Origin of the sequence: Hamadaea flava, from assembly GCF_024172085.1 — a bacterium.
In the GTDB taxonomy this organism is placed as follows: Bacteria; Actinomycetota; Actinomycetes; order Mycobacteriales; family Micromonosporaceae; genus Hamadaea; species Hamadaea flava.
The window spans coordinates 6,359,006-6,375,372 of sequence record NZ_JAMZDZ010000001.1 but is presented as its reverse complement, the minus strand read 5'-3'; the positions used below and the strand labels follow the sequence as shown (position 1 = coordinate 6,375,372).

General features: G+C 71.0%; 12 protein-coding genes. 6 read left to right on the top strand and 6 right to left on the bottom strand.

All coding sequences use genetic code 11. From position 1 onward, the window contains the following. Positions 1-225: 225 nt before the first annotated feature. The 3 genes from HDA40_RS41715 to HDA40_RS29815 all read right to left on the bottom strand — a co-directional run bounded on the left by HDA40_RS41715 (position 226) and on the right by HDA40_RS29815 (position 3,243). Positions 226-1,959: a M91 family zinc metallopeptidase gene (locus HDA40_RS41715; protein ID WP_308197778.1), complete on the bottom strand. Its 1,734-nt coding sequence runs from the start codon at positions 1,957-1,959 to the stop codon at positions 226-228. Next, entirely contained in the window at positions 1,956-2,261 is a 306-nt protein-coding gene (locus HDA40_RS29820) for a hypothetical protein (RefSeq protein WP_253761124.1), read from the bottom strand. Before HDA40_RS29820 ends, HDA40_RS41715 begins: the two co-directional genes overlap by 4 nt. A gap of 163 nt (positions 2,262-2,424) precedes the next feature. Then, entirely contained in the window at positions 2,425-3,243 is an 819-nt protein-coding gene (locus HDA40_RS29815) for a GNAT family N-acetyltransferase (RefSeq protein ID WP_253761123.1), read from the bottom strand. Positions 3,244-3,260: 17 nt separating this feature from the next. On the opposite strand from HDA40_RS29815, the gene HDA40_RS29810 reads away from it, so the two are divergent. The 5 genes from HDA40_RS29810 (at position 3,261) to HDA40_RS29790 (ending at position 8,021) form a co-directional block, all read left to right on the top strand. Then, positions 3,261-3,635, top strand: a complete 375-nt coding sequence (locus HDA40_RS29810; protein WP_253761122.1) for a YidH family protein — start codon at positions 3,261-3,263, stop codon at positions 3,633-3,635. After that, positions 3,632-4,003, top strand: coding sequence for a DUF202 domain-containing protein (locus HDA40_RS29805; RefSeq protein WP_253761121.1), 372 nt, complete (start codon positions 3,632-3,634; stop codon positions 4,001-4,003). The genes HDA40_RS29810 and HDA40_RS29805 overlap by 4 nt, the downstream gene beginning before the upstream one ends. A 28-nt stretch (positions 4,004-4,031) precedes the next feature. Next, positions 4,032-6,137 carry a hypothetical protein gene (locus HDA40_RS29800; RefSeq protein ID WP_253761120.1) on the top strand — a complete coding sequence of 702 codons (2,106 nt, stop codon included), beginning with the start codon at positions 4,032-4,034 and terminating at the stop codon, positions 6,135-6,137. A 133-nt stretch (positions 6,138-6,270) separates the two neighbouring features. Beyond that, positions 6,271-7,221, top strand: a complete 951-nt coding sequence (locus HDA40_RS29795) for an ATP-binding cassette domain-containing protein (RefSeq protein ID WP_253761119.1) — start codon at positions 6,271-6,273, stop codon at positions 7,219-7,221. Beyond that, complete coding sequence (locus tag HDA40_RS29790) at positions 7,218-8,021, top strand: ABC transporter permease (RefSeq protein ID WP_253761118.1); 804 nt, start codon at positions 7,218-7,220, stop codon at positions 8,019-8,021. Before HDA40_RS29795 ends, HDA40_RS29790 begins: the two co-directional genes overlap by 4 nt. An 8-nt stretch (positions 8,022-8,029) precedes the next feature. Here the strand turns inward: HDA40_RS29790 and HDA40_RS29785 are convergent, their stop codons facing one another. The 3 genes from HDA40_RS29785 to HDA40_RS29775 are packed head-to-tail and all read right to left on the bottom strand — an operon-like array spanning position 8,030 to position 14,307. Further along, positions 8,030-11,104 (bottom strand): ATP-binding protein, encoded by a 3,075-nt coding sequence (locus HDA40_RS29785; protein ID WP_253761117.1) that lies wholly within the window; start codon positions 11,102-11,104, stop codon positions 8,030-8,032. A gap of 38 nt (positions 11,105-11,142) precedes the next feature. Further along, on the bottom strand, positions 11,143-12,756 hold the full coding sequence (locus tag HDA40_RS29780) for an acetolactate synthase (RefSeq protein WP_253761116.1): 1,614 nt from the start codon (positions 12,754-12,756) through the stop codon (positions 11,143-11,145). Positions 12,757-12,765: 9 nt separating this feature from the next. Continuing rightward, positions 12,766-14,307 carry a glycosyltransferase family 39 protein gene (locus HDA40_RS29775; protein WP_253761115.1) on the bottom strand — a complete coding sequence of 514 codons (1,542 nt, stop codon included), beginning with the start codon at positions 14,305-14,307 and terminating at the stop codon, positions 12,766-12,768. A 308-nt stretch (positions 14,308-14,615) separates the two neighbouring features. On the opposite strand from HDA40_RS29775, the gene HDA40_RS29770 reads away from it, so the two are divergent. Beyond that, positions 14,616-16,265, top strand: coding sequence for a hypothetical protein (locus HDA40_RS29770; protein WP_253761114.1), 1,650 nt, complete (start codon positions 14,616-14,618; stop codon positions 16,263-16,265). The last annotated feature ends 102 nt before the right edge of the window (positions 16,266-16,367 follow it).

Sequence of the window (16,367 nt, the reverse complement as noted above, 5' to 3'; positions counted from 1 at the left end):
GAGACCGTGCCCACTGAGAAGTCAGTGCCTACGGAAAAGACAACCACGAGGCGGCCTCGGAAGGACGGGCAGGTCCGTCATCACACCCGGAAATCACCGGACGAGCATTTGTGCACGTGCGGTCGACTGCGGGAGGAATGCGTACGGGACGCCGTCCGGGCGATGTGGCGGTCACCCGGCACCTGACCGGCCCGCCGACCCTTCGGTCAGCCGTAGCGCCGCCGGTCAGCCGTAGTGCCGCCGCTGCGGCCAGGTCAGCTCGGTACGCAGCCCGTTCTCGGTGAAGACCAGCGGATGCCGGGGATCCACCCGGATCGGCGTACGCGGGTCGCGATCGTCGTCGACGGGCAGCCCGGTGGCCTGCCGTTCGGCGTTCGGCACGCCCACTCCGCCCGAACCGGACGGAATCCGGTCCGGATCGCCGGGATCGTCGTGGCGTCCCGGCAGGACGGTTTCGTTGACGAAGTCGTATTGGTGCGCCATCTCGTGGTAGAGCACCGCGACCGGCGGCGTCGAGCCGAGGAACGTGCTGAACCCGGGGTTGTAGTCGATGGCGCGCTGATGCCCACGATCGAGGGAGACGTCGGCCGACGCGGCCGCGTTGTGCTCGCTCCACTCCCGGATGGTCAGGGTGTCGCGTCCGGTCAGCCCGGCATCCAGCGCGGCCAGCATCTGCTGACCGGTCGGCGACGCCGCCAGGAACTCCAGGTCCGACCGGACCCGCGCGGTGAACTCCGGCGAACCCTCCACCTGGATCTGCGCCGGGATCTCGGCCAGTTGCACGGCCACCTCCCGGTCGACGCTGGTCAGAGCCGCGTCCTTGTCGTGATACGCGATGTCGTCGCCCGCACCTCCGTCGACCACGTCGGCCCCGCCACCGGTGTAGACGACGTCGGCGCCGGCCCCACCGGAGACGCGATCGGCCCCGGGACCGCCGACGAGCACGTCACCGCCGTCGTCGCCGGACAGCACGTCGGCACCGTGACCGCCGTCGAGGTAGTCCCGGCCGTCGCCGCCGTCGATCGCGTCCGCTCCGGCCAGCCCGTACGCCGTGTCGTTGCCGTCGCCGCCGAAGATCCGGTCGTCACCCGCGCCACCGGCGAGGTAGTCCGTGCCGGCCAGCCCGTAGAGCACGTCGTGTCCGTCGCCGCCGTGCAGTTCGTCGTCGCCGTCGCCGCCCACCAGCGTCAGCCGCACCGAGGTGCCGGGCGCGACCGTGACGGTGTCGTCGCCGCCCCCGGTACGCAGGACGAGCCGGAGATCGCCGGGAAACCGCCACTGACCGCTCTGCCCGGTGACGACCTGTTCGCCGGTGGCCGGATCCACGCGAACCTCGACTCGGTCGTCACCCGAACCGGTGCTGATCACGACGGTGTCCCCGCTGCGCAGCACCTGCGTCGCGGCGACCTCCGTCGGCACGGCGAAGGTCGCCGGCTCGGCCGTCCGCCAGGTCTTCGCCAGCGCCTCCCACTCGGGCAGCGTCGCGGTGATCTCCTTGGCCTGCAAGGCCAGCGTCTGCTCCAGATCGCCGCGCAGCCGCACGGCCTGGGCGACGGCCGCTCGGGCCGCGCCCGCCCCGGCCGGATCGCTGACCGTCAGGCTGACCGTCCCGTCGGCGTAGGGCCGGGCCTGGAAGACGTCGCACACGACGGAGAAGTGCGCCGACAGCCGGAAGCGGGTGGTCGCCGATGCCTCGGCGCAGACCTCCAGGGCGGCGGCGACGCGCGCCGCCAGGCGCGTGCAGCCGTCCACTCCGCCGGCCAGCCGCGCCCGATGGGCGGCGTAGGTCGAGGCGGTCGCGCCCGACCACTCGCTGAGCACGCCGGTCGCCTGGCCGGACCAGTCCCGGCGTTGGGGCTGCGGACCGGCGGCCAGCCCACGCCAGGCCGCGGCCGCCTGGGCGTAGCCGTCGTCGGCGAGGTACCAGTGGTCGGCGACGCGCACCTCCCGGGGCCTCACGACCGCCGCCCCGGTGCGCCCATGCGCCAGGCGGCCCGGTCGTCGGCCTCCTCGTACGCGAACGCGGTCTGCCACAGCCGGTCGGCGTCGGCCGCCATCACCTCCGCGATGCGGCGTACGGCGAGATCCGCCCGGACGGCGGCCTCCTCGGCGGCGCGGCGGGGCGCCGTCCGAGGAGTCGCCGGGGTCAGCAGCGGGCCGTGCGTACGCCACGCATCCGCCAATGCGGTGGACAGGTCCAGCGTCGCCGACGCCAACCGGCTCACGCGCGCCGGATCGACCCTCGTCTCCTCAGCAGCCATGTCTGCGACGGTAGGGCGTACCGGGCGAGCCGGGATCCGGTTGTGGACGACGGCCTTCCGGTGGCAGAACCAGAAATGCCGTCATCACAGCCCTGACGGTTCATTCACCTGCCAGGTCGGGTCATTCAGCAACCAGGTCGGGTCATTCACCGGCCAGGTCGGGTCATTCAGCGGCCAGGTCAGGACGGAACATGTACGGCGTCGTGGTGGTGATCGGGATCAGGCCGACCCGCTCCAGGATCGGGCGGCTGTCCGGCGAGCAGTCGACCTGCAGCAACGAGAACCCGCGCTCGGCCGCCCGGCGCGCCCGGTGCTCGACGATCGCCTTGTAGACGCCCCGGCCCCGGTACTCGGCCAGGGTGGAGCCGCCCCACAGCGTGGCGAACTCCGTTCCCGGGATGTACCTGGTCCAGCCGGCCGAAACCACCCGATCCCCGGCCTCGGCCACCACGACCAGCAGCCCGTCGGGGTCGGCGGCCAGCTCACCGGCCAGGGACTCGGCGAGGTGGTCCCGGGACCCGTCGCCCCAGACCTCCTCCTCCATCACCGCGATGCGGTCGAAGTCGGCGCGGCTGGTCACCTCGCGCACGCGTACCCCTGGGATCTCGCGCAGCGGCGCGGCCGCGATGGGCGCGACCCGGCCGATCACCACGGTCTCCTGCACCTCGGGCGTGAAACCGTGCGCGACGAGCCGGTCGGCGAGGTCCGCGGGCTGGTCATGGCCGTGCAGCTTCCACTCGACCTCCTCGCCGCGCTCGGTGAACGTGACCACCTGGCGACGGATCAGGTCGTCCAGCTCGGCGCCGTCGAGTCCGCCGAGGTCACGATAGGTCAGGTAGCCGCTGCGGCTGAGCCCGAAGAAGCGCACCAGCGGACCGTCCCGGTCGACCGTCACACCGGCGGGCAGCCGCTCCGGCACATGGGCCTTGAGCTGTTCGTCATAGATCTCACGCAGGCGTCCCGCGTCCAAAGCTTCGTTCACGTCGGGATAATAGGCACGTGCTCCGCCTGATCAGGATGTGGTTTTTCCCGCGCGACGTGCTCGACGTCGGCACCACTCCGGACTACCGCTTCTCCCTGGCCAACGAGCGGACCTTCCTCGCCTGGATCCGGACCGGCCTGGCGCTGGTCGGCGGCGGGCTCGCGGTGGCCCAGTTCCTGCCGCCGCTCGCCGTCCCGCACCTGCGCGAGATCTTCGCGCTCGGGCTGATCCTGGTCGGCGCGGCATGCGCGCTGCGAGCGGTCGATCACTGGGTACGCTGCGAGATCGCGATGCGCAAGGGCAGGCCGTTGCCGGCCTCCCGATTTCCGGCGATCCTGGCGTTGCTGGTGGTGGCCGGTTCCATCCTGTTGTTCATCGGCCTGGTCGTATGACGGCCGCGCCGGTCGACCGAGGCGCGCAGGCCGAACGGACCCGGCTGGCCTGGCGGCGTACGGCGTTGGCGGTGACCGTCGTGTCGCTGCTGACCGTGCGTCTCGCGCTGCACCCCGGGATCACCCCGGTACGCGCGGCCGCCCTCATCGGGGCCTGCGGCGTCTGGGTGTTCTTCCTGATCGTGGCGCAGCGTCGCATCTGGTCGCTGGCCCGGCCGGCGGAGAGCACTCCGGACGGCGCTCCCGAGCGGCCGCCCGTCAACGCCGCCGTACGCTCCCCGGCGTTGGCCGCCGTGTCCTGTTTGGCCATGGCTCTGGTGGGCATCGCACTGACAGTTGATCTTTGGCCGCTACCGCTCTGGCGTTAACGCGAGAATTTCTCTACGCTCCGCGACCATGAGGAGGATCACACTCGGCACCGCGGCCGTGCTGTGCGCGTACCTGGTCATCGGACTCGGTCAGGCGCCCGCCGCCGCTCACGACGAGCGCCCCACCCGGACGCTCGACGGCAGCGGGAGCGTGCCGGTCTACCGGACCGAGGGACCGACGCTGCTGGTCTGCAAGACCGACAAGGCGGCGTTCGACCAGGCGATCACGGGGTTCGCCCCGGATCTGAAGGCGCAGAACGAGGCGCTGTGGACGCAGTGCCAGGCCAACGGCTACCGCCATCTGCAGGCGGCGGTGGACGCCGCGAACCTCCCCGGCACCATCATCAAGATGCTGCCCGGCCGATACCAGGAGGAGCCGAGCCTGGCCCCGGCGCAGGGCGCCTGCGAGAACCTCAGCGGGCTGCGCAAGTCGGCGCTGTACAAGTACGACGTGCTGACCCTGCAGCAGCAGCTGGACTGCCCGCACAACCAGAACCTGGTGGCCATCATCAACAAGCACGGACTGCAGATCGAGGGCACCGGCGCCAAGCCGACCGACGTGATCGTCGACGCGCAGTACCAGAAGCTCAACACGATCCGGGCGGACAACGCCGACGGCGTCTACTTCCGGAACATGACGGCCGAGCGCAGCCAGTTCAACGCGTTCTACATCATGGAGACCGACGGGTTCGTCCTGGAGAAGACGGTCGGCCGCTGGAACGATGAGTACGGCTTCCTGACCTTCGCCGTCGACCACGGTCTGTACACCGAGGCCGAGGGCTACGGCAACGGCGACTCCGCGTTCTACCCGGGCGCCGCGTCCAACATCAACAAGGACGAGGGCTACACCCCGCCCCGGTACGCCGTCGAGATCCGCAACAGCTACGGCCACGACAACATGCTGGGGTACTCCGGCACGGCCGGTGACTCGGTCTGGGTGCACGACAGCGTGTTCACCCACAATTCGACCGGAATCTCGACCGACAGCGCCTTCCCCGACCACCCGGGCATGCCGCAGAACCACTCCAAGTTCGAGCGGAACGTCATCGCCGACAACAACAACGACTACTACCGCTACCACAAGGACGGCACCTGCCAGAAGCCGTACGACCAGCGCGGTTACGAGAACGGCGTGGTCTGCCCGGTGGTCGGCGTACCGGTCGGCAACGGCGTGATCAACCCGGGCGGCAACTACAACATCTGGCGCGACAACTACATCTACGGCAACAAGTACTCCGGCTTCGTGACCAGTTGGGTGCCGGGCTTCGTCCGCAACGACACCGCCTTCGCCGCCCAGTTCGACACCTCGAACCACAACCGCTACCTCAACAACCACATGGGCGTCAGCGAGAAGGGCGAGGCGAAGCCGAACGGCGTCGACTACTGGTGGGACGGCCAGGGTGTGGACAACTGCTGGACCACCGCGTCCGACAGCGTCGACGTGTCGTCCAACATCGGTCCGCTGCCGTCCTGCGGCTCGGACGAGCTGCCGACGGCGCTGGGCGCCAAGCGGTACATCGGCGAGCCAGCCGGGACGCTGAAGATGTACTCGTGCGCGCAGTACAGCCTGCAGAGCCAGAAGATGCCGATCGACTGCGACTGGTGGGGCGCGTACGCCGCCTCCACGTCGGAGCGCATCGAGGTGCGCTGGGCGTTCGGCGAAGCCGTCGTGCTGGGGCTGCTCTTCCTCGCGACCTTCTACCGCCGCCTGCGCCGGTCGCCGGTCGCCACCGCGGGAGCCGGTCTCGTCGCGGCCGGCTTCGTCCTCGGCGTGATCGGCACCGCCCAGTACAACGCGCTGCTGGAAGGCATCGGACTGGGCCTGGCCGGACTGGGCTGGCTCGCCCTCGGCCTCCGGCTCCGCCGGGTCGGCCGCGGCGCGCTCGGCTGGCTCACCCTGCTCGTCGCGGCCTTCGCCCTGCTGGGCGCGGTGGACCGGGCTGTCGTGATGATCCCGTTCATCCCGGTCGCCCCGTCGCTCATCCGGGTGCTCCTCGAGGTGATCTGGATTCCGACGGCCATCGTGTCGCTGTTCCTCCGCGACAAGTCGGCCGCCGAGCCCGCCGCCCCCGCCGAAGACCCCACTCCCGACACCCCCGACCCCTCCTCCGAACCCACCCCCACCCCCGCCTGACCCCTGCGGATCACGGTTACGCAGGCTTCCGACGGCCTCGGAGGCATGCGTAACCGTGATCTGCATCTAAAGCGTCAGGGGGCGTCAGCCGCCTGTCAGCGAGGTGTCAGTGCCCCTCGGCAGAGTCCGGGGCATGACGAACGCGATTGTTGCGGAAGGGCTGGTCAAGCACTACGGCGAGACCAAAGCCCTGGACGGCGTCGACCTCGCCGTCCGGACCGGCTCCGTGCTCGGCGTACTGGGTCCGAACGGGGCGGGGAAGACGACGCTGGTCCGCATTCTGGCCACACTGCTGGGGCCGGATGCGGGGCGGGCCGTCGTCGGGGGGTTCGACGTCGTACGCCAGGCGCACCAGGTCCGTGGCCTGATCGGGCTGACCGGCCAGTACGCCAGTGTGGACGAGAGCCTCACCGGTGTCGAGAACCTCCTGATGATCGGCCGGTTGCTCGGTCTCGGCCGCCGGGACGCCCGGGCGAGGGCGAACGAGTTGCTCGCCGACTTCTCCCTGAGCGATGCGGCCGACCGGGCGGCGAAGACCTACTCCGGCGGTATGCGGCGGCGGCTGGACCTGGCCGCGAGCCTCGTCGGCCGGCCGCGGTTGCTCTACCTGGACGAGCCCACCACCGGTCTCGATCCCCGGGCTCGCCTGGAGATGTGGGACATCGTCCGGAACCTGGTCGCCGACGGCGTCACCGTGCTGCTCACCACGCAGTATCTCGAGGAGGCCGACCAGTTGGCGGACGAGATCGTGGTGGTCGACCACGGGAAGGTGATCGCCGGGGGCACCCCCTCCGAGCTCAAGTCCCGCACCGGCGCGCAGACCCTCGCCGTACGCCCAGTCGACCCGGCCGATCTGGAGATCGTCACCAAGGTCGTCGCCGAGGTCGCGCGTACCAGTCCGGAGCTCGCGGACAGCGTGGTGACCGCGCAGGTGACCGACCCGGCGGCCCTGCCCGCCGTGGTCCGCCGACTCGACGACGCCGAGGTCGCCGTGGCCGAGCTGACCCTGCGCACGTCCACCTTGGACGAAGTCTTCCTGAGCCTGACCGGCCACCGCACCGACCAAGAAGGAGTCCCGGCGTGACCACCCTGTCCGTCACGAGCGCCGTCCCCAGCCGCGTGAGCCCGCTGACCGGGCTGAAGAACACGGCGACCCTGGCCTGGCGCAGCCTGGTCAGCATCAAGCACAACCCGTTCGAGATCATCGATCTCAGCATCCAGCCGCTGATGTTCCTGCTGTTGTTCACCTACACGCTGGGCGGCGCGATCGCCGGGTCGACGGACAAGTACCTGGCCTTCGCCCTGCCGGGCATCCTCGTGCAGAACACCATCTTCGCGACGATGAACATCGCCCTGCTGCTCAACAACGACCTCACCAAGGGCGTCTTCGACCGGCTGCGCTCGCTGCCGATCTCGCGGTGGTCGCCGCTGGCCGGGCGGATCCTCGCCGACACGGTGAAGCAAGCCTGGTCGGTCGCGCTGCTGCTGGGCTTCGGGCTGATCCTCGGTTTCCGGGTGCAGACCAGCTTCTGGGGCGTGCTCGGCACGTTCGGGCTGATGCTGGTCTTCTGCCTCTGCGTCGCCTGGATCGCCGTTCTCGTCGGCGTGGTCGCGTCGGCCGAGGACAAGGTGCAGATCTTCATGTTCTCGTTCATGTTCCCGCTGACCTTCACCAGCAACATCTTCGCCCCGACCGAGTCGATGCCGGGCTGGTTGCAGTCCTGGGTGAAGATCAACCCGGTCACCATCCTGGCCGACGCGGTCCGCGCCATGCTCAACGGCGGAAACGTCGCGACCCCCGTGCTCCAGTCGCTCGCCTGGGCGGCCGCGATCCTCGCGGTCTTCGCTCCGCTCGCGGTCTGGCGCTTCAAGCGCCGCGTCTGACCCGGCGGTCAGAGCAGCTCGATCACATTCTCCATCGTGTACGCACGACCGCGCTCGACCGCTTCGGCAAACGCCGTGGGGTCGAGCGCGGCGCGTACCGCGGACTCGACCCGGACCCGGTCGACGACGGCCTGGTCCTCGACTCCGACGATCGCGGCGGCGGCGCCCAACTGGGTCGCCGCCTTCGTCGCGTCGCCCTGCCGGTACGCGAGGTCGGCCAGGCCGATGAGGACCATGCCGACGATCGGCGAGTCCCCGGCGGACAGCCCGTCCTCCAGCGCCGTCCGATGCTCGGCCGCGGCGGCGGCGTACTCGCCCTCGGCGGCCAGCACGTAGCCGAGCCCGTTGCGGATCATCGCCCGGAACTGGGGCGCGGACATCTGCGGGCCCAACTGGATCAGCGCCGTCTCCATGAGCCGCCGGGCGGCGGGTAGGTCGCCGTCGAGCCGCGCCATGTTGCCCCGGCCGAACGAGACGACCGCGTGGACGTGCGGCTGCGTGGCGTCCTGGGTCAACCGGGTGGCCTCCTCGATGGCCTCCCGCGCCGCGTCCGGCTCCTGCGCCAGGTAGAGCGCCCAGGCCAGGTTCATCCACTGCTGGACCTGGTCCTCCTGCGCGCCCAGTTCCTCGGACAGGCCGATGGTCTCGCGGGCGTACCGGGCCGCCGCGGCGTAGTCGCCCGCGTTGTTGGCGATCGTGCCGAGCGCGTCGAGCACGAGCGCCAGCCCCCAGCGGTCGCCGAGCTGCCGGAACCGGTCCAGGGCCGTCTCGAAGTCCTGGACGGCGATCTCCCGGTCCCACCCGAGGTTGATGGCGGCGTGCCCGTGCAGCGCACGAGCGGTCGCCGCGACCCAGGGGTCCGGGTCCTCGAAGTACCGGGCCAGGATCTCCGCCTCGCTGCCGAGCCCGTTGATCCCGCTGGACATCAACGCCCGCATCGGTTCGGCCAGCCGCAGCATCGGATGCTCCGACTCATGGCCCCGGGCGATCTCGGCCGCCTCGTGGAGGACCCGGGTGGCGTGCTCGAAGTCGCCGAAGGTCTCGACGTAGATGACCGCGGAGAACACCTTCGCCAGCGCGAGGTACCGCACCGGCGCCTCGCCCGGCAGGTTCAGCGCGTCCTCCACCAGAACGGTGGCCTCCGAGCGGTAGTTGCGCAGCCACCAGTACCAGCCGAGGCCGGCGATGAGGCGTACGGCGGTCTCCTTCTGCCCGTGCGCGACCGCCCAGCGCAGCACCGAGAGCAGGTTGTCGTGCTCGGTCTCCAGCAGCCGCAGCCAGGGCAGCTGATCGGCGGTACGCAGCCGCGCCTCGGCCGTCTCGGCCAGCCCGACGAAGTACTCCGTCCAGGCCTTGCGGGCGTCGGCCTCCTCGCCGGACTCGGCGAGCCGCTCCAGCCCGTATTCCCGGATCGTCTCCAGCATCCGGTAGCCGATGCCCTCTGCCCGGATCAGCGACTTCTCCAGCAGCGCTCCGACGACGTCCAGAGCGTCCGGGCCGAGCAGAGCCTCGGCCAGCTCGACGCTGACCACCGAGGTCGCCATCGCCAGCCGCTGCCAGCCCCGGCGTTCGTCGTCGCCGAGCAGGTCCCAGCTCCAGTCGATGACCGCGCGCAGCGTCTGATGCCGGGGCAGCACCGTCCGGGAACCGCCGCGCAGCAGCCGGAACTTGTCGTCGAGCCGATCCGCCAGTTGTCGCGCCGGCATGCTGCGCAGGCGGGCCGCCGCCAATTCGATGGCCAGCGGCATGCCGTCCAGCGCCCGGCAGATCTCCACGCCCGCCTCGTCGATCTCGAAGTCCGGCCGGACCGCGCGGGCGCGCTCCTGGAGCAGTTGTACGACCGGGAAGGTCAGCGCCTGTGCCACCGTCGCGTCCGGCGGCGGCAGCCGCAGCGGCTCCACCGGCCACAACGCCTCCCCCGGTACGCCCAGCGGCTCCCGGCTGGTGGCGAGCACGCGCAGCAGCGGGCACGCGGCGAGCAGTTCGTCGACGAGCCGGGCGGCGGCGTCCACCACATGCTCGCAGTTGTCGAGGACGAGCAGCGTCCGATGCTCGGCCAGCACCGACAGGATCCGGTCGAGCGGATCGGCGATGTCGAAGAAGACGTCCTTACGCAGGGCGCGAGCGCGGGCGCCGAGCGCGGAGACGACCGCCGGGGCGACGTCCTCCGGCTTGGTCACCGTGGCCAGCTCGACCAGCCACACCCCTTCCGGGTACGCCGGAAGCAGTCCTCTCGCGACTTCGAGCGCCAGCCGCGTCTTGCCCGAACCACCGGGCCCGGTCAGGGTGACCAGCCGCGACCGGTCGAGCGTCTCGCGTACGCGGAGCAGGTCGGCGTCGCGGCCGACGAAACTCGTGCGTTGGGCGGGCAGGTTCGTCCGGGGTCCCTTGGCCGGGACGGGTTCGCCGTCGCCCCGCAAGATCTCGACGTGCAGCTGCCGCAGCGCCGGGCCGGGATCGGCGCCGAGCTGATCGGCCAGCAACTCCCGATGACGCTCGTACGCCGACAGCGCCTCCGGGCCGCGCCCGGTCGCCAGCAGCGCCCGCATCAGCAGCTCGACCGGGCGGTCCCGCAGCGGATGGGCGGCCGCCAATTCCTGCAACGCGGCCAGTTCGACCGTGCCCGCCTCGATCTGCCGCGCGAACAGCGTCTCGCGTACCTCGTCGCGCAGGGTGGCCCAGCGAGCGAGCGTCGCCTGGGCGAACTCGGCGCCCTCGGCCTCCGGCAGCGCCTCACCCCGCCACAACGCGAGCGCTTCCTCGGCGCGGCCCGCCGTCGCCAGCCGCTCGAATCGCACCGCGTCCACCGCGTCAGCCGGTACGCGCAGCAGATAGCCGCCGGGCGCGGCCTCGATCGGGAGACCGGCCCGGCGCAGCCGGCTGACCAGGGCCTGCAACGCGTTGGCGGCATTGGCCGGGACGTCCTCGGCCCACACCGCGTCGACCAACCCGGCCGCGCTCACAGCCCGGCCGGGATCGAGCGCGAGCCGGATCAGCAACCGGCGCAGGCGTACGCCGCCGAGGTCGAGACGCGTGCCGTCGTCGGCCCGCGCCTCCAACGGCCCCAGCAGCGAGATCTCCACCGGCCCATTCTGCCCGACCGGTGCTTCCGGCCGGAGAACTAGGCGAGGTTGGCGGAGCGGGGGTAGGCGTCCGCCGGGTCGGTCAGCACATTCACCAGGTAGGGCACTCCGGCGTCGAACGCGCGCCCCAGCGCCGGACCGAGCTGGGCCGCGTCGGACACCGTTTCGCCCGCGCCGCCGAGCGCCTCGACGACCGTGTCGTACCGCAGCCCGGGCTGCAGGTCGGCGGCCACGTCGTAGCCGTAGACCGCCCGCATCGGGTGCTTCTCCAGGCCCCAGATGCCGTTGTTGCCGACCACGATGACGACCGGCAGCTGCTGGCGTACCAGGGATTCGGCGTCCATCAGCGAGAATCCGGACGCGCCGTCGCCCATCAGGACGCAGATCTGCCGATCCGGGTGGGTCACCCGGGCGCCCATCGCGTAGCCCATGCCGGTGCCCAGGCACCCGTAGGGTCCGGGGTCCAGCCACGTCCCGGGCTGCGCGGGCTCCAGGTAGCGGCCCGCGTAGGAGACGAAGTCGCCGCCGTCGCCGATGGTGATGGCGTCGCGCGCCAGCACCTTGCGCAGCTCGCCGTAGACGCGCGCGGGCTTGATCAGCTCGGTCTCGGCCGCCATCTCCGCCGCGTGCTTCTCGGCCGCCGCGGTCTCCACCGCTCGCAACTCGCCGACCCAGTCCGCGTGCGTCGCGCGTACCCCTTGGGCGAACGCGGTGAGGATCAGCCGGAGGTCGCCCGCGGGCGAGACCGCCACGGAGACGTGCTGGGCCCGCTGGGCCGGCGCGTCGACGATGTGGACGACCTGCGCGGACCCGAAGTCGCCGAAGCCGAGCCGGAAGTCCAGCGGCGTGCCGACCACCGCCACCACGTCCGCGCGGTCCAAGGCCGCGCGCCGGGACTTCGCGAAGGCCAGCGGGTGTTCCGGCGGCAAGGCGCCGCGGCCCATGCCATTGGTGAAGACTGGTACGCCCAACGCCTCGGCCGCCGCTCGCAACGCCTCGACGGCGTCCCCGGCGTAGACGTCCGACCCGGCGACGATGACCGGTCGCTGGGCGTTCCGGAGCAGCTGGGCCGCCTTCTCCACATCGTCGGGATCGGGTTCGATCACCGCGACCTCGGGGGCCTCGACGACGGCTTCGCCGGTGCTGAACACGACCTCCAGCGGGAAGTCCAGGAACGACGGTCCCCTGTGGGCGGTGAGGCTCGCCTCCAGCGCAAGCTTGACGTCCCGGGCGATCTCCGCCGGATCGGTGACCGTCTTCGCGACCTTGGTGACCGGCGCGACCAGCGGGATGTGGTCGATCTCCTGCAGGCTGCCCGAGCCCCAGCGGAACTGCGGCGCCCGGCCACCGAGCACGAGCACCGGCACGGCGTTGAAGTACGCGCTGGTCAGCCCGGAGATGCCGTTGGTGACGCCGGGGCCGGCGGTGAGCGCGGCGACGCCCGGCCGGCGGGTCAGCTTGGCGACCGCCTCGGCCGCGAACACCGCGGTCTGCTCGTGCCGCACGTCGTACAGCGGAAAGCCGGCCTGCACCGCCGCATCGTAGAACGGGAAGATGTGCCCGCCGGAGAGGGTGAACAACTCCCGGACGCCCGCCTGTCGCAGCGCGGCCAGCGCGAGCGCGCCGCCGTGGCCCTCGATGGTCTCGGTCATTGGCGCAGCCTACCCACGCTCTCCAGAAATGTGAAGGACTCTCGCCTTTGTTTCGCGTCCACGGCCGCCTACTTTGCGGTCGAGCAGCGCGACGGTGAGCAAGGGGTACCGCCAGACCTCGCCGACGGTGTAGGTGGCCAGGAGAAACGGGGTCTTGCCGCCGTCCAGGCCGTCGCGCGGATCGCTGGGATCGTCCGCGCGGATGACCCAGATGCGCGGCGCGGCGCCCACACAGCCGGCGACGTCGGCACACTCCACCGCGAGGAGGTGCCCGCCAGTCCGCTGCGGACTCACCATCAGCGCGTCGCGCGGCGTCTGGCCGGCGGGCAGGTACCGGGCGACGATGTCGCGCGGCGACCACGGGATCGACGGATGGTTGTCGCCGTAGACCGCCACGTCGTCCAGCCGGAGCCGGGGACCGATGATCTCGGCGATCCGGCGGCCGGCCTGGGTGTGCCCGTCCGGTCGCCGGATGATCACGTTGTTGGCCGCGCCGAAGACCGCCAGCAACGCCACGACCGCCGTCGCCTGGCGTACGGACAACCGGCTCAGCCCGTACGCGGCGAGCAGGGCGAGCCCCGGCAGGGTGAAGGCGACATAGCGGGAGACCCAGATCGGGGCAACCATCCCCGCCGCGAGCAGGAGACCGATCGGGAGCAGTCCCCAGCACGCCATCGCCAGCACCCGCCGCTCCCGGCGTACGCCGAGCAGCCCGAGGATGACCAGCGTCGCGGTCACGGCGATCGGCCCGGCGACGGTCAACGCCCGTTCCACCACGCCGTTCTTGCCCGCCCAGCCGAGCAGCGGGATCCAGGAGATCTGCGCGCGCTGGGTCGACGCGGCGACGGTGAACAGTGCGACGCCGGGAAGGACGGCGGCACCCGCACTGACCAGCCAAGTCCACCGTGCGTACGCCGGCCAGGCGAGCACGGCGTGGGCGGCGAGGATCATCGCGCCGAACGGCAGCAGCAGGACGGCGACGCCGAGGGCGACCGCGTACGCCGCGAGCCGGGCCGGGCCCGGTCGCTCGACCCAGCGCAGCAATAGCAGCGTCGCCAACGCGAATCCGAAGATCGCCAGTGAATAGCCCCGGGCCTCCTGAGCGAAACGGGAGAACACGGGCAGCACCGCCAGCACGAGTCCGGCCAGTACGCCGGCCCGATTGCCCCAGAGCCGAGCCCCGATGGTCGCGGTGACGCCGACCGTGCCGACGGCGGCCACCGCGGACGGCAGCCGGACGGCGACCTCGGAGGTCCCGGCGATCGCCGTCCAGACGTGCAGGAACGCGTAATAGGGCGCCAGCACGAGATCGGTCTCGTTCAGCAGCTCCCGGAGCCCGCCCCAGGACAGCACCGCGGCGTTGACCGAGGCGAGTTCGTCGGCCCAGAGCGCCGGGCGGCCGAGATACCAGGCGGCCAGCACCGCCATCAGCAGCGTCGGCGCAGCCCAGGGCAGGTCTACCGGACGTCGGCGTGGCGGGACGGAGGGGTGGACGGTCGCGCTCGGGGCTTGTGGCGAAGGGAGGGTGGAACCGGGTCTCACCGTGGCCATCGGCCCTTCCTCGAGCGTCGGCTTTCCTCGAGTGTCAACTTTCCTTGAGCTGCCACCGGCAAAGCATGAGAATCCCCGTCGACTGCCGGGGAACGTATATCAAGGACACAGTCCCCGTTGTCTCCTTCCGACGTTAAGCCCAACGAATCTCGGAGGAGGTTGACGTGTCGTCGACGGTGTTGCCCGAACCACCCGTGTCCATTGCGGAGTCGCTCGATGGTGGCCGTGAGCGCCGAAGACTCAATCGATCAGGCCGGCTCGACATTGCAGTGACAATCGTCTTTCTCGGGGCGGCAATCGCGATGGGAATGCGGATTCTGGGTGATCCGGCGCATGCGGCCATCGCGGCCAACCCGGATGATCATGTCTTTTTCGAATGGGTTCTGGCCCATGCCGCCGACGCCCTCAAGCACGGCGAGTCGCCGCTTTTCGGATCAGAGATCAACACGCCCTACGGCGTGAACCTGATGGCGAACACCTCGGTGCTGACGATCGCGGTGCCGTTGGCTCCGCTGACACTGGCGGCCGGCCCGTCGGCCGGCTTCGCCGTCTTCCTGATCCTCGCCCTCGCGGGCACCGCCACCAGCTGGTACTTCGTCCTCTCGCGACACCTGGTCGGCAGTCGGGCCGCAGCCGCCATCGCCGCCGCCTTCGCCGGATTCGCGCCGGGGATCGCCTCGCAGGCACAAGGCCATCCGAACCTCGTCGCCCAGTTCCTCGTCCCGCTGATCCTCTGGCAGGTCGTCCGGCTCCCGAAGCAGAGCGCACGCACGGGCGGCGGAATCCTGGCGCTGCTGATCGTCCTGCAGTTCTTCCTCAACGAGGAGATCCTGTTCCTCAGCGCGCTGACGCTGCTGGTGTGCGTACCGGTGGTGCTGGTCAGCCGGCCCCGGGCGATCCTCGGGAACTGGGCGGCCTACCTCAAGGGACTCGGGACGGCGGCGGCCGTCAGCTCGGTGGTCCTCGCGTACCCGATCCACTTCCAGTTCGCCGGCCCGCAGAGCTATCACGGCCTGCCCGAGATCGTGAACACCGGATTCGCGATCGACGTCGCGGCGTACGCCTCGTTTCCGGCACGGACGCTTTTCCTCACGACGCCCTCGGCGGAGCGGCTCGCGATCAACCCCAGCGAAGCCAACGCCTTCTTCGGCTGGCCGCTGTTGGTGGTGCTCGCGATGCTGGCCGCGTGGCAGTGGCGCTCGTTGGCCGTCCGGCTCAGCGTCACCGTCGCGGTGGTCTTCGCCGTCCTCTCCTGGGGCGCCACCCCGAAGATCCACGGCCGACCGGCGCCCTTCCCGGGACCATGGCGCTACCTGGTCGACCTGCCGCTGCTCAACTCGGTCGTGCCGGCCCGGCTCGGCCTCGTCGTCACCGCGGCCGTCGGCGTACTCCTCGCGGTAAGCCTGGACCGGCTCCTCCGGCTACGCCCACAAGGGCTTCGCTGGGTGGCTGTCGCCGCGCTGCTCGGCGCGATTCTCCCGTTGGTTCCAGCTCCCCTGAAGACCAAGCCGTTCCCGACCGCGCCACGCTTCCTGGCCAGTGCGGACTACCGCGAATACCTCGGCGACGGCCAATCGATCATGCTGGCCGACACCTCCCGACCCGGAGACATCGCCATGATGCGCTGGTCCGCCGCGCACGGCCTGGCGTACGCGATCACCCGTGGCTACTTCGTCGCACCGCGTCCACACTCGGCCGACCGGCGCGCCACGTTCGCCAGCGAGCTGACCCCGCAAGTCTGGCGGCTCGCGACCGTCGCGCGTACGGGCAAGGCAGCGGCCTTCGGCCCCGCGGACCGACGGGCGTTCGCCGCGTCGCTTCGGAACTGGCGGGTCGGCGTCGTCATGCTGCCCCGCGACTGGAAGTACGCCGCCCAGTTGTCAGCAGCTATGACGGCGCTCGTCGGGCGACCGGCCGAGACCGTGGACGACGTGCTCGTCTGGCGGGTAGCGCCTTAACCTCTGTCGGTCGCCCCTTCGGCCTGGGCGTGACTGTTCCACTGGGCTACGCCGTTGAGCCGGGCCGCACCGTTGAGCCGGGCCGCACCGTTGAGCCGGGCC